Raw genomic sequence first — 12,751 nt, 5'->3', positions numbered from 1 at the left:
GCACCAGGCGAACCCTCTGTGTCATGTCTGGTGGAAACCCACCAGAAACCTTGCGGTGACCCATACATGTGGTCGGCAAAATCAATTACAAGGCTTGCCCGAGAAAATTTTTCACCGAATCGCCCGGCAACGGATTTTTCACTGGCCCATTCGTGGCAAACCCGCTCCCCCGGGCCAGCGCTTGCTCGAGGTCAGCGCCGAACCTGGGGGAGCGGGTTTGCCGGGATACCGGAGCGCCGCGAGTGGGTATCTACTTGTTGTCGCGACGCTCGTACTCGCCCTCGATCACGTTGGGACGATGACCGGCATCCGGCCGGGCCTGGAACGGATCGTCCTGGAACGCCCGCTGGCGCATGGCCTGGGCTTCGGCGCGCTGGCGCAGCTTGCGCGCAGCCAGGTGGCGGGTGAACGGCAGCAGGCAGAGCAGGCCCAGCACGTCGCTGATGAAGCCTGGCAGCAACAGCAGGCCACCGCCGACGGCGAGCATCAGGCCCTGGAACATGTCCTCGGCGGGCAGCTCGCCACGCTGCAAGCTCTCACGGGCGCGCAGGGCGGTGGCCAACCCGGCCAGACGCATCACCAGCACACCCAGGGCAGAACCGGCGATGATCAGCAGCAACGCCGGGAAGAAACCGATGGCGGCGCTGACCTTGACGAAGACGAACAGCTCCAGCACCGGGAAAATCAGGAACAGCAATAAAAAAGCACGCATCAAGGGATCCTCGGCGGAAGACAACCTTCCAGTAAGACCATCAAATGGATGCGTGCGCTCGCTATTTCAACCCTCGACTTCAGTCGAAGCCGGCCATTGCTCGGCGCGAGCCAGCAAAACCAAGGCTTCGCGAACTTGTGTCGGCGTATTGCAGGTCGTCGGGAAAGCCAGCCAGTAGATCCCCTGGCCAATACGCAGGTGCATGCCCTCGCTGTCGATGCCGACCATCTCGGCCGCTGCGGTGCGCGGCAAGTCGGTCAGCTCGACATAGTGGGCGATGGCATTGGCATGGTCGCTGTTCATGTGTTCGATCATGCTCGCCTCGGCCTTGCCGGCGAACGGGTTGGCCAGGGTCACCTGGTCGAGCCAGTGGATCGCGCCGAAGCCACCGATGTAGCGATGGCGCACCGGCTCCAGCACCCAGAAGTCGAAATCGTGGGCCTTGTGGTAGTTGCTGGCCTCGGGGAAATAGCGGTAGTAGCGCTCGGCCGCCGCCTCGATGGCAGCTTCGTCGGTGAGCTTGCGCGCCTCGGCCATCACCGTCAGGCGGCCCACGGCCTGGACGTCCTCGGCGTCGCGCTCGCCCACCAGCAGCGAGCACTTGGCATCCTTCTGCAGGTTGTGGGTGTGCTGGGCGATACGGCTGATGAGGATCAGCGGCTGGCCCTGGGCATCCAGGCAGTACGGCACCACCGAACCGAAGGGGTAACCCGGCATGGACTTGGAGTGGGTCGAGAGGACACCGCGGTATTCCTTGAGCAGCAGTTCCCGGGCGGGACGGTTGGCGTTGGTACTCACTACAGGGCTCCTGGCGAATGGAAATCAGCTACCCGCTATAAGCTACAAAGCTGCAAGAAAAAGCAAGGCGGTGTGTTGCAAACGGTGGGGGCTTCACCCGATGCCAGCCGATTGAGCGACATCGGGGCTGCGTTGCAGCCCCACATGGAAAGTCTTGACTGACCGGTATTGGGCGCTACACCCGCTGTTTCTTGCAGCTTGCGGCTCGGAGCTTGCGGCTGCCCGCTACCAGGTGACCCCGAAGCCGGCGGTATAGCGGGTCTTGTCCAGATCGCTGTCGCGGGTGCCGCTGATGACGTCCTTCTCCGCCTTGAGGTTGAGCGAGGCCCACTCGGTGACCTTGTAGCGCAGGCCCACCTCCGCATCCAGCGAGTAGTCGGCCACGCCGCCCAGGGGCTTGCCGAACTCGCCGTTGGTGAACAGCTGGACGCTCTTGCCGATCAGGTAGCGGTTGTAGTCCCACTTCACCGCGGCGGCATAGAAGTTGTCCTTGCCGCCGTCCCGGTACTCGAAGTCGGTACGGTTGATCAGCGAACCGAGGGAGAAGGCACCCAACTCGTCGTCCCAGAACTGGTAGCCAGGGCCGGTACCCACGGTGCGCTGGCGAGCCAGGTCCTCGATGTGGTCACGCTTGTACTCCAGCCGGCCCTGCCAGAACCACTTGTCGGTGATGAAACGGTCCAGGGCGTATTCGGCACTCCAGTTGTTGGTGGTGGTGATGTCGTCCTTGGTCTCGCGGTTGTACTCGCCTTCGGCGTTGTGCCGCCAGCGACCATGGCGGGCGGTGGTCTTGAAACTCACGTCGTAGTCGTCGGTGTCGTTCTCGGCGCGCTTATAGTCCATGGCCAGGTCGACGTTGCCCTTCCACAGGAAATCCTCGACCAGCGGCCGGGGCTTCATGATCTGCTCGATGCTCGTCAGCTCCACCGTCTTGGGCACATCGCCATTGGCCAGGGTGACCTTGCCCGGCTCGGCGGCCTTGAGCGACTTGGTCTTCTCGCCGTTGTAGGCGTCCTGCTTGACCAGCAACTCCTGGTCGCTCTCCAGGGTCTGCACCTGCTTCCAGTCCAGGGCGATGGCGCCGCCGTAGGGTGTTTCCAGCAGCAGCTTGCCGCCATCGAACACCTTGATGGTGCCGCTGAGCCTGTCGCCGTTCTTCATCCACACGGTATCGGCGAACGCAGGGGCACAGAGGGAGGCGACGATCAGGCAAAGCAAGGTTCTAGAATACATAAGCGGACTACGGGTTCGATTTGACGAAAAAAGCCGGGCATTATCCAGATACCCACGACCAGAGCAAGGACAGACCCAGACCATGCCGTTGAGTTCCACTCTCATTTGCCACGACCGCCTGTCCGTTTTCATCTACAGGCCAGGGCAGCCCTGATGTCCGGCAACTCTCGCGTCCCCCCGGAAGATGCCGAGGCCCGACGAATGGCGCTGTATTCCGTGCTGGGCCAGATCCCTGCCGGCAAGGTGGTCAGCTACGGCCAATTGGCCGAACTGGCGGGCCTGGGGCGGGCGGCGCGCTGGGTCGGGCGTACCCTTGGGCAACTGCCGCCGGATACCCGCCTGCCCTGGCACCGGGTGCTGGGTGCCGGCGGTCGACTGAGCCTGGCGCTGGGCACGCCATCGGGCGACGAACAGCGGGCCAGGCTGCGCGCAGAAGGCGTCAATGTGGCCAATAATCGTGTGGATATGTCGCGTCATGGCTGGCGTCCAATGGAGCACAGCGGTTAGAGTGCGCGTTTTGTTTTCGCAAACTTGAGGCAGATGTTGGCCCATGCCCCGTAAAACCTGGCGCGCTGCGCTCGCTGCCTATGCCAGCCCATCGACCCTGGTGCTCCTGCTGCTTGGCTTTGCCGCCGGTTTGCCCTACATGCTGGTGTTCTCCACACTCTCCGTCTGGCTACGAGAGGCCGGCGTGGCCCGCGAGACCATCGGCTACGCCAGCCTGATCGGCCTGGCCTATGCCTTCAAATGGGTCTGGTCACCACTGCTCGACCAATGGCGCCTGCCGGTACTGGGCAGCCTCGGCCGACGCCGCTCGTGGCTGCTGCTGTCGCAGGTGTTGGTGGTGGTGGGGCTGGTCGGCATGGGCCTGTGCGACCCGCAGAAGCACCTGTCGTGGCTGATCGCCCTGGCGGTGTTGGTGGCCTTCGCCTCGGCCACCCAGGACATCGCCGTCGACGCCTACCGCCTGGAGATCGCCGACGACCAGCGCCAGGCGGCCCTGGCCGCCAGCTACATGGCCGGCTACCGGGTCGCCGCCCTGCTCGCCACCGCCGGCGCGCTGTTCTTCGCCGAATGGTTCGGCTCCACCGGCTTCAGCTACCTGCACAAGGCCTGGACTGGTACCTATGTGCTGTTCGGCGTGCTGATGCTGCCGGCGGTGTTCACCACCCTGGTGATGCGCGAGCCCCCCGTGCCCCTGCGCACCCAGCTGTCGGCAGCGCGCTACGGGCTGGTTCACCAACTGGCGTCGGTGTTCGTGCTGATCATCCTGCTGGTGTCGGTGCCGGCCAGCTTCACCCAACTGTTCAACACCGGTTGGGGCAGCGTGGTGTCCGGCGACGCGACCCCGCTCGACCTGCTGCTCGAAGACCGCGCCTTCCTGCGCCTGCTGCTCTATGTCCTGCTGACCTGGGCGTGCCTGTCGTCCCTGGGCCGGCGTGGCCTGGCGCCGGTGCTGACACCGGTGAACGACTTCATCCTGCGCTACCGCTGGCAAGCCCTGTTGCTGCTCGGCCTGATCGCCACCTACCGCATGTCGGACACCGTGATGGGGGTGATGGCCAATGTCTTCTACATCGACATGGGCTTCACCAAGGACGAGATCGCCAGCGTCAGCAAGATCTTCGGCCTCATCATGACCCTGGTCGGCGCCGGGGCCGGCGGCCTGCTGATCGTGCGCTTCGGTATCCTGCCGATCCTGTTCATCGGTGGCGCCGCCTCGGCGGCGACCAACATCCTGTTCCTGATGCTGGCCGACATGGGGCCGAACCTGAAGATGCTAGTGGTGACCATCTCCCTGGACAACTTCAGTTCCGGCCTGGCCACCTCGGCGTTCGTCGCCTACCTGTCGAGCCTGACCAACCTGAAGTTCTCCGCCACCCAGTACGCCCTGCTCAGCTCGATCATGCTGCTGCTGCCACGTTTGATCGGTGGTTACTCCGGCGTGCTGGTGGAGAAGTTCGGCTACCACGACTTCTTCCTGATCACGGCCCTGCTGGGCGTGCCGACGTTGATCCTGATCGCCCTGCAGTGGCGGCAGGAAGTGGGGCCCGGCAAGCAGGAGCCGATGGAGAGTTCCGCAGCCGAGCGGCCCTGACGCAGGGCCGCTTTTCCCTAGGTCACTGCGCCACGGCACCTTCGTCCTGGCGCCCACCCACCACGAACCACAGCGGCCAGAGGGCCAGCGCACCGGCAACGCCCGCCCCCAGCGCGAAGTGCAGCAGGCTCGCCCCCGCCCCCAGCATCGCCAGCACCGCACCGCCCAGCCCCAGCAGGGCAATGGTGATCATCCCCAGCATGGCCGACACCAGCCCCTTGCTCTGCTCACTGGCGAACAGGGTCATGCGGTACAGCACCGCATTGGCCACGCCCAGGCCCAGGGCGTACAGCGACATCCCCGCCACCACGCTGGTCACCGTCGGCCAGTACCAGGTCGCCAGCACCATCAGGCACAAGCCCGCCAGGTAGGGCCACAGGGCCCCACGCACCAGGCTGGGCAGCGGGTAGCGGTCGGCGATGCGGTTGATGATCAGGTTGCCAAGGATCAGCCCGGCGAATACCGGCAACTGCCACAGCGCGTATTCCATCGTGCTCAGCCCCTCGTCGTGGATCAGCAGCACCGGCGACAGGCCGATCCAGCCGATCAGCGGCAGGCCCACCAGGCCCAGGGCCGCGCTGCCGGCAACGAAGCGGCGGTTGGCCAGCAATTGGCCATAACCGAACAGCAAGGGCAGCAGCTGGATCGGCGTGAACGCCAGGCGCGAGCCGTCGCGGCGCTCCACGCCCAGGGTTTCCGGCATCAGCCGGTACAGCAGCAGCCAGGTCAGCACCGCGCCGGCGGCAAAAGCCAGGAACAGCCAGCGCCAGTCGAGCCACTGCAGCAGCAAGGTGCCGACCAGTGGGCCGAGCAGCGGTGACAGCAGGGCGATATTGGCCAGCAATGCCATCATGCGGACCGCATCGGCCTCGCTGAACGCCTCGTTCAGCGCCGGGTAGCTGACAGTGACCACGAAGCCCAGGCCAACGCCCTGCAGCAGGCGCAGCAGGTTGAACAAGCTGATGTCATGGACCCAGTAGGTGGCCAGGCACGCCAGGCCGAAGAAGGCGCAGCCGGCCAGCAACAGCGGACGTCGCCCATAGCGGTCGGCCAGTGGGCCGATCAGCCATTGCAGGAGCACGCCACCGAGCAGGTACAGGTTCAGGGCGTGGGGAATGAATTCGGGGCTGGCGGCCAGATCGTCGACCACCACCGGCATGGCAGGCATGACCGCGTCGCTGGCAAGGTAGGTCAGCAATTCGAACAGGGCCAGGGTGAGGCCGAACAGCAGGGCCCGCAGGGGCGAGATATACAGCAGTGGTTTCATGATGGACGTCAGGTTGGAACGGCGGGGAACAGCCTGTATGCCAGAAATGGCCGTGCGGGGCTGTGAACAAGTGTAATGAGGTGAATGGGATCGGGGCCGCTCGCGCGCCCTTGGCAGGCAAGCCCGCTCCTACATGGCCGTGCACATCACATCGTGTGATCGACTCGGCCTCTGAAGCGGGCTTGCCTGCCAAGGGGCGCGTAGCGGCCCCGGCTGTTCAGCGGACCTTCGAAGGCCCTTACGACACGGCAGCCTCCTGCACCACGCGGATCACCCGCTGCGGGAACGGGATGTCGATTCCCACAGTCTTGAGCCGGTCGCGGGCCTGCTCGTTGAGCATGAACATCACGCTCCAGTAGTCCGGGGTCTTGACCCAGATACGCAGCGAAACGGTGATCGAGCTGTCGCCCAGCTCGGACACCACCGCCGCCGGCGCCGGATCAGGCAGCACCCGCGGGTCCTTGGCCAGCTCCAGCAACACCTCGCGGGCCTTCTGCAGGTCGGCATCGTAATCGACGCCGACATTGAATATCACCTGGCGGGTGGGCTGGCGGTTGTAGTTGGTGATGATGCCGTTGGACAAGCTGCCGTTGGGCACGATGACCGTCTTGTTGTCACCGGTGCGCAGCACGGTGTGGAAGATCTGGATGCTGTCGACGGTACCGCTGACGCCCTGGGCCTCGATCCAGTCGCCCAGGCGGAACGGACGGAACAGCAGGATCAGCACGCCGCCGGCGAAGTTCGCCAGGCTGCCCTGCAAGGCCAGGCCGATGGCCAGGCCCGCCGCACCGATGGCGGCGACGAACGAGGTGGTCTCGATGCCGATCATCGAGGCCACGCTGACGAACAGCAGCACCTTGAGCACGATGTTGGCCAGGGAACTGATGAAGCTCTGCAAGGCCGCATCGCCATGGCGCATGCCGACCAGCGCGCCCAGGCGGGCACTGACCTTGTTGACGATCCACCAGCCGACGGCGAGCGTCAGCAGCGCCAGCAGCACGCGGCTGCCGTACTCCATGATCAAGGGAACCCAGGTCTGCGATTGACGGACCAGCTGATCGACTTCAGCGTTCAAATCCATATTCATCTCCTGATGCCGAACGGCAAGTACACGATAAGCAGGCCGCGAGGATTTCAGCGGCCATGGAAGCGATGGACATCACGGCGCCATCAGGGTTCCTGGCCGCCTGCCGGTCAGTCGCGGAAGTTGTTGAACTGCAGCGGCATGTCGAACTCCTTGGTGCGCAGCAGCGCGATGGCTTCCTGCAGGTCGTCGCGTTTCTTGCCGGTGACGCGCACCTGCTCGCCCTGGATGGCCGCCTGGACCTTGAGCTTGGCGTCCTTGATGGTGGCGACGATCTTCTTGGCCAGGTCCTTGTCGATACCTTCGCGGAACTTGGCCTCTTGCTTCATTTCCTTGCCCGAGGCATAGGCGTCCTTGACCTCCAGGCACTTGACGTCGATCTTGCGCTTGACCAGGGCCAGGCGCAGGATCTCGATCATCGCCTCGAGCTGGAAGTCCGCCTCGGCGGTCAGCAGCACGGTCTGCTCCTTGTCCTTGAACTCGAAGCTGCCCTTGCCCTTGAGGTCGTAGCGACGGTCCAGTTCCTTCACCGCGTTTTCCACAGCGTTGGTGACTTCGTGCTTGTCCAGTTCCGATACCACGTCGAACGAAGGCATGGTTGTTCTCCAAAAATAAAAGCGCGCTCGGTAGGGGCGCGCGCCGGGTCAGACGGTTAAAATGCGGGCACATTATAACGGGTTGCGAAACACAGATGAGCAGCACCTGGCATATTCTCGGCGCCGGTAGCCTCGGCAGCCTCTGGGCCTGCCGGCTGGCCCGCGCCGGCAAGGCGGTCCGCCTGATCCTGCGCGACGAGCGTCGCCTGGCGGCGTACCAGGCGGCCGGTGGCCTCACCCTGGTCGAGCACGACCAGGCCAGTCACTATGCGATCCCCGCCGAGACCGACGCGGCCACCGGCGGGCCGATCCATCGCCTGCTGGTGGCGTGCAAGGCCTACGACGCCGCACCGGCAGTGGCGCGCCTGGCGCCGCGCCTGGCCGAGGGCGCCGAACTGGTGCTGCTACAGAACGGCCTGGGCAGCCAGGACGAAGTCGCCGAGCAGGTGCCGCACGCCCGTTGCATCTTCGCCTCCAGCACCGAGGGCGCCTTCCGCGAGGCGGACTGGCGGGTGCGCTTCGCCGGCCACGGCTTCAACTGGCTGGGCGACCCGCTCAACCCCGGCGTACCGGAGTGGTTCGACGACCTGCAGGATGCGGGCATTGCGGCCCAGTGGACGGTCGACATCCTCCCGCGCCTGTGGCGCAAGCTGGCCCTCAACTGTGCGATCAATCCCCTCACCGTGCTCCACGACTGCCACAATGGCGGCCTGTTGGAACACCTCGGCGAGGTCGACACACTGTGCACGGAACTGAAGGCACTGCTGCGCCGCTGCGGCCAGCCCCAGGCCGCCGAAGACCTGGACGAGGAAGTGCAGCGGGTGATCCTGGCCACCGCGGCCAACTACTCTTCCATGTACCAGGACGTGCGCCATGGCCGCCGCACCGAGGTGCACTACCTGCTCGGCCACGCTTGCCGGGCGGCAACCCGCCACGGCCTGGCCGTACCGCACCTGGAACACCTGCACCGGAGTCTGGTCGATAGACTGCAGGCCCGCGGCCTGCCCAGCGACTGACGCCGCCTCTTCAACGAGTGGACATTGCCTCGCCCATGACCCTGCGCCAACGCCTGGAAAACCTCCCAGTCGGACAGAAACTGCTGGCAGCCCTACTGGTGCTGCTGGTCACTATCCTGCTGGTGGCCAACCTGGCGTTCATCAGCGCCGCCTACTGGATCACCCAGGAAAGCATGGCGCCCCAGGCCCTGCAGACCATCGGCCGCCTGGTGTCCAACCCGCAGCTCTCGGCGCGCGCCGGCGACTCGCCAGAGGCCGCCACGGCGCTGCTCAAGGAGCTCGACAGCTACTCTCCCCTGCGCGCCGCCGCGCTCTATGCCAGCGACGGGCGCATGCTCGCGCAGTTGCAGCACGGCGAGCCCCTGGCCCTGCCCAAGCGCTATCGCAACATCGACGGCTGGCGCCTGATGGAGTTTCGCAATACCCAACTGATTCGCCTGCCCCGTGCCGGCAGCCCACCGGCGCACCTGCTGCTGGTGGCCAGCAGCGAACTGCCGACGGCCTTCTACACCGGCACCCTGACCGCCAGCCTGGCGATCCTGGTGTTCAGCGTGCTGCTGTGGCTGCTCATCGCCCGGCAGATCAAGCGCCTGATCACCCAGCCGATCAATCAGTTGGAGGAGCTGAGCCGCCAGGTCACCCGCGAAGAGAGCTACGCCCTGCGCGCCCAGCGTGGCAATGACGACGAGATCGGTAGCCTGGCCGAGGCCTTCAACACCATGCTTTCGCGCATCGAGGCCCGCGAGCAACAGCTCAAGAATGCCCGTGACGAGTTCCAGATGGCCTACGACCAAGCCCAGGGCCTGGCCGAGGAAACCCGCCACACCAACCGCAAGCTGGAACTGGAAGTCCAGGTGCGCAGCAAGATCGAGAAGAAACTCACAGGCTTCCAGAACTACCTCAACAGCATCATCGACTCGATGCCCTCGGCCTTGATCGCCCTGGACGAACAGCTCTACGTGACCCAGTGGAACCACGAGGCCACGGTGCTTTCCGGCACTCCGCTGGACGAAGCGTTGAACCAGCCAATCTTCATCGCCTTCGAGCCGCTCAAGCCGTTCCTGCCACAGCTCAAGGAAAGCGTGGAGAAGCATCGGGTGGCGAAGATCGAGCGGGTCACCTGGCCCAAGGGCGACGATGTACGCCACTATGCCCTGACCTTCTACCCCCTGATGGGTGGTGGCGGGCGCGGCGTGGTGATCCGCATCGACGACATCACCCAGCGCCTGTCGCTGGAAGAAATGATGGTGCAGTCGGAGAAGATGCTGTCGGTCGGCGGGCTGGCCGCCGGCATGGCTCACGAGATCAACAACCCGCTGGGCGCCATCCTGCACAATGTGCAGAACATCCGCCGGCGCCTGTCACCGGATCTGGCGCGCAACCAAGCGCAGGCCGAGGAGCTCGGCGTCGACCTGGACGGCGTCAACCGCTACCTGGAAAGCCGCGAGGTGCCGCAACTGCTCGACGGCATCCAGCAGGCCGGCGCACGGGCGGCGAAGATCGTCACCCACATGCTCAGCTTCAGCCGCCGCAGCAACCGCCAGTTGGTGCCCTGCGACCTGCCGGCGCTGATCGACCAGGCGGTGGAGATCGCCGGCAACGACTTCGACCTGACCATCGGCTTCGACTTCAAGGGCCAGCACATCGTCCGCCAGTTCGACCCCAACCTGGGGCCGGTGCCCTGCACGGCCAACGAACTGGAACAGGTGCTGCTGAACCTGCTGAAGAACGCCGCCCAGGCCATTCACCTGCGCCCGCAGCCCTGCGAGCCGGGACGGATCATCCTGCGCACCCGGCTCAACCCGCCCTGGGCGGAAATCCAGGTCGAGGACAACGGCATCGGCATGCCCGAGGGCGTGCGCAAGCGGACCTTCGAGCCGTTCTTCACCACCAAAGAGATCGGCCAGGGCACCGGGCTTGGCCTGTCGGTCTCGTACTTCATCATCACCAACAACCACAAGGGGCAGATGGAGGTGCACTCCGCACCTGGCCAGGGGACCTGTTTCACTCTGCGCCTGCCCCTGAGCCAGCCCGCGCCGGCGGCGCCGGCCAAGACGGAGGCATGACATGGGCTACCGCCTGTCGAAAATCTACACACGCACCGGCGACAAGGGCGAGACCGGCCTGGGCGACGGCCGCCGGGTCCCCAAGGACCATCCACGGATCGAGGCGATCGGCGAGGTCGACAGCCTCAACAGCCAGCTCGGCCTGCTGCTGGCAGGCCTGGCCGAACACGGGCTGGAGGAGCTGACCGAGGTCCTGGCGCCCTGCCAGCACCGGCTGTTCGACCTCGGCGGAGAACTGGCGATGCCGAGCTACCAGGCCCTGGACCAGGCCGAGGTGGAACGACTGGAAGCGGCCATCGACCGCTGGAACGAGGAGCTGGGGCCGTTGAAGAACTTCATCCTGCCCAGCGGCTCGGCACTGGTGGCCCAGGCCCATGTCTGCCGCAGCCAGGCACGCAGCGCGGAGCGGCGCTGCCAGCAGCTCAATGCCATCGAGCCGCTGGAAGGGGTTGGCCTGGCCTACATCAACCGGTTGTCGGACTTGCTCTTCGTGGCCGCACGGATCATCGGGCGGCGGCAGGGGGTGGCCGAGGTGTTGTGGCAGGCACGTGAAAAACCGGCGATTCGTTGAAATTAGAGAAACTTCCTACGCAACGTTAGGAAGCTCAGGGGAAGATTCACCATAAGCCCATCATTAAGCTTCTTGTCCCGCGCACAAGACTTCAACTTCGAATGAAGGAGACAGCGGGACAAGGAGTCTTCCATGCCTCATTTCAGCATCGTTGGAGAAGTCACTGCGTTTCTTAGTGGATTCATACTTGGACAAAGTAGATGGTCAGCGCGTTTAAGCCATCGCAACAGGTTATCCGACACCATTGAGACGCTATCTGTCGAGCCTACCTGCTACCTTACTTCAGGAGGATTGGTTCTCCACTTTAAAACAGATCTCCCCCGTGGATCGGCTATTTTTCTGGATGTCAATTATTTCCCAAACCAAGGCGTTAGCGAGAGCAGCATAGCCACAGCTCAGTTATTTGTGAGACCGCATGAATGAACATTACATGGATGTTCTCCCGTCAACAAAACTCGCCTGTCAACCCTGCGATAAGTGATCAATTAGTGAGCATGGACAGCCGGTTTCTTTGCCTGAGAAACCCATGGACGCCTGACTCCGTGTTCATGGGAAAAATGTACACCTCGACAACGGTGCTAACGATTATATTACAAGCCTTCCTGTGGGCAGACTCTCATATTTGGACCCGAGCGCACTTCAACATACTCGACGCAGCCTTAATAATCATAACCCCACTTTTTGCAACCCCTTTCTTGGTGTACCGAATATTTTTGATAAATAGGCTTTCCCACCTCTATTTCGACCGCCACACAAAAACCATCATTTACAAACGAAACAAGACGTTGCTGACCTTTGACTGGAACAAATGCGTCGGTGGATTCCTGCAGAAAACAGAATTTGCAGGTAGCTCATTCAGTATCAATTATGCCTTAGCGATCGCGGAGCGCCCCGAGCACGGCGCTATCAATCCCAATAACGCATTGTGGTTCCCGAGCAATCACCCCAGTGAGTGCAACCCACTCTATGCCCACGAAGTCTGGGCATACATCTGTCAGTTCATGGCTCATGGCCCCGACAAACTCCCCCCACCGAATGAGCCAGACTGGTGGCGCATACCGCTGAATACGATCTGCCTGACGCCCAAACAAGCCTGGCGCCACTATGCTCCTTGGCGAACAGGGGAGCCCGGTGAAATGCAAGGTAAGAAAAACTGGCTACTGCCCTTGTGGCTGGTGCTGTGGCCGTACAACCTGCTTAGCGCCCTGTGCTGGTACGTCGTATGCCGGCTATTCAAGGTCCAGAGCCCCGCCGCCCCAATATAGGAAGGCTCGCCCCCAACACCGGCAACAGCCTGACACCCACATGCA

General features: G+C 63.8%; 12 protein-coding genes. 6 read left to right on the top strand and 6 right to left on the bottom strand.

Going from position 1 to position 12,751, the window contains the following annotated elements:
• Positions 1-250 precede the first annotated feature (250 nt).
• From NJF35_RS12215 to NJF35_RS12205, 3 genes are all read right to left on the bottom strand, one after another.
• The gene (locus NJF35_RS12215) at positions 251-712 is read right to left on the bottom strand and encodes an FxsA family protein (RefSeq protein ID WP_225787979.1); all 462 of its coding nucleotides are present in this window, start codon (positions 710-712) and stop codon (positions 251-253) included.
• Between the two features lie 66 nt (positions 713-778).
• Entirely contained in the window at positions 779-1,510 is a 732-nt protein-coding gene (locus NJF35_RS12210; protein WP_253091119.1) for a HugZ family protein, read from the bottom strand.
• 225 nt (positions 1,511-1,735) lie between these two features.
• Positions 1,736-2,743 (bottom strand): DUF481 domain-containing protein, encoded by a 1,008-nt coding sequence (locus tag NJF35_RS12205; protein ID WP_225787977.1) that lies wholly within the window; start codon positions 2,741-2,743, stop codon positions 1,736-1,738.
• Positions 2,744-2,896: 153 nt separating this feature from the next.
• On the opposite strand from NJF35_RS12205, the gene NJF35_RS12200 reads away from it, so the two are divergent.
• Together NJF35_RS12200 and NJF35_RS12195 are read left to right on the top strand one after the other, a co-directional pair.
• Positions 2,897-3,250 carry an MGMT family protein gene (locus tag NJF35_RS12200; RefSeq protein WP_225787976.1) on the top strand — a complete coding sequence of 118 codons (354 nt, stop codon included), beginning with the start codon at positions 2,897-2,899 and terminating at the stop codon, positions 3,248-3,250.
• 43 nt (positions 3,251-3,293) lie between these two features.
• Positions 3,294-4,841: an AmpG family muropeptide MFS transporter gene (locus NJF35_RS12195; RefSeq protein WP_253091118.1), complete on the top strand. Its 1,548-nt coding sequence runs from the start codon at positions 3,294-3,296 to the stop codon at positions 4,839-4,841.
• A gap of 22 nt (positions 4,842-4,863) precedes the next feature.
• Here the strand turns inward: NJF35_RS12195 and NJF35_RS12190 are convergent, their stop codons facing one another.
• The 3 genes from NJF35_RS12190 to NJF35_RS12180 all read right to left on the bottom strand — a co-directional run bounded on the left by NJF35_RS12190 (position 4,864) and on the right by NJF35_RS12180 (position 7,788).
• Positions 4,864-6,108 (bottom strand): MFS transporter, encoded by a 1,245-nt coding sequence (locus tag NJF35_RS12190; protein ID WP_253080344.1) that lies wholly within the window; start codon positions 6,106-6,108, stop codon positions 4,864-4,866.
• 238 nt (positions 6,109-6,346) lie between these two features.
• Positions 6,347-7,189, bottom strand: coding sequence for a mechanosensitive ion channel family protein (locus NJF35_RS12185; protein WP_225789378.1), 843 nt, complete (start codon positions 7,187-7,189; stop codon positions 6,347-6,349).
• 113 nt (positions 7,190-7,302) lie between these two features.
• A complete protein-coding gene (locus NJF35_RS12180) occupies positions 7,303-7,788 on the bottom strand; it encodes a YajQ family cyclic di-GMP-binding protein (RefSeq protein ID WP_225789379.1) in 486 nt (161 codons plus the stop codon).
• 95 nt (positions 7,789-7,883) lie between these two features.
• Here NJF35_RS12180 and NJF35_RS12175 point away from each other — a divergent pair, with 95 nt between their 5' ends.
• From NJF35_RS12175 to NJF35_RS12160, 4 genes are all read left to right on the top strand, one after another.
• Complete coding sequence (locus tag NJF35_RS12175; RefSeq protein WP_253081759.1) at positions 7,884-8,804, top strand: putative 2-dehydropantoate 2-reductase; 921 nt, start codon at positions 7,884-7,886, stop codon at positions 8,802-8,804.
• Between the two features lie 35 nt (positions 8,805-8,839).
• Positions 8,840-10,870, top strand: coding sequence for an ATP-binding protein (locus NJF35_RS12170; RefSeq protein WP_225789381.1), 2,031 nt, complete (start codon positions 8,840-8,842; stop codon positions 10,868-10,870).
• A 1-nt stretch (position 10,871) separates the two neighbouring features.
• Positions 10,872-11,441, top strand: a complete 570-nt coding sequence (locus NJF35_RS12165) for a cob(I)yrinic acid a,c-diamide adenosyltransferase (RefSeq protein WP_253081758.1) — start codon at positions 10,872-10,874, stop codon at positions 11,439-11,441.
• 419 nt (positions 11,442-11,860) lie between these two features.
• Positions 11,861-12,706 carry a hypothetical protein gene (locus NJF35_RS12160; protein ID WP_225789383.1) on the top strand — a complete coding sequence of 282 codons (846 nt, stop codon included), beginning with the start codon at positions 11,861-11,863 and terminating at the stop codon, positions 12,704-12,706.
• The last annotated feature ends 45 nt before the right edge of the window (positions 12,707-12,751 follow it).

Source organism: Pseudomonas guariconensis, assembly GCF_024127895.1.
GTDB classification, from domain to species: Bacteria; Pseudomonadota; Gammaproteobacteria; order Pseudomonadales; family Pseudomonadaceae; genus Aquipseudomonas; species Aquipseudomonas guariconensis_B.
Note: the sequence above shows the minus strand (reverse complement) of the source record. Positions and strands in the feature narration are given on the sequence as shown.

What these genes read in the sequence shown, in the direction of transcription:
- NJF35_RS12175 (WP_253081759.1), top strand. Translation starts at nt 7,884, where the DNA reads ATGAGCAGCACCTGGCATATTCTCGGCGCCGGTAGCCTCGGCAGCCTC.
- NJF35_RS12180 (WP_225789379.1), bottom strand. Translation starts at nt 7,788, where the DNA reads ATGCCTTCGTTCGACGTGGTATCGGAACTGGACAAGCACGAAGTCACC.
- NJF35_RS12215 (WP_225787979.1), bottom strand. Translation starts at nt 712, where the DNA reads ATGCGTGCTTTTTTATTGCTGTTCCTGATTTTCCCGGTGCTGGAGCTG.
- NJF35_RS12185 (WP_225789378.1), bottom strand. Translation starts at nt 7,189, where the DNA reads ATGGATTTGAACGCTGAAGTCGATCAGCTGGTCCGTCAATCGCAGACC.
- NJF35_RS12195 (WP_253091118.1), top strand. Translation starts at nt 3,294, where the DNA reads ATGCCCCGTAAAACCTGGCGCGCTGCGCTCGCTGCCTATGCCAGCCCA.
- NJF35_RS12165 (WP_253081758.1), top strand. Translation starts at nt 10,872, where the DNA reads ATGGGCTACCGCCTGTCGAAAATCTACACACGCACCGGCGACAAGGGC.
- NJF35_RS12190 (WP_253080344.1), bottom strand. Translation starts at nt 6,108, where the DNA reads ATGAAACCACTGCTGTATATCTCGCCCCTGCGGGCCCTGCTGTTCGGC.
- NJF35_RS12160 (WP_225789383.1), top strand. Translation starts at nt 11,861, where the DNA reads ATGAACATTACATGGATGTTCTCCCGTCAACAAAACTCGCCTGTCAAC.
- NJF35_RS12205 (WP_225787977.1), bottom strand. Translation starts at nt 2,743, where the DNA reads ATGTATTCTAGAACCTTGCTTTGCCTGATCGTCGCCTCCCTCTGTGCC.
- NJF35_RS12200 (WP_225787976.1), top strand. Translation starts at nt 2,897, where the DNA reads ATGTCCGGCAACTCTCGCGTCCCCCCGGAAGATGCCGAGGCCCGACGA.
- NJF35_RS12170 (WP_225789381.1), top strand. Translation starts at nt 8,840, where the DNA reads ATGACCCTGCGCCAACGCCTGGAAAACCTCCCAGTCGGACAGAAACTG.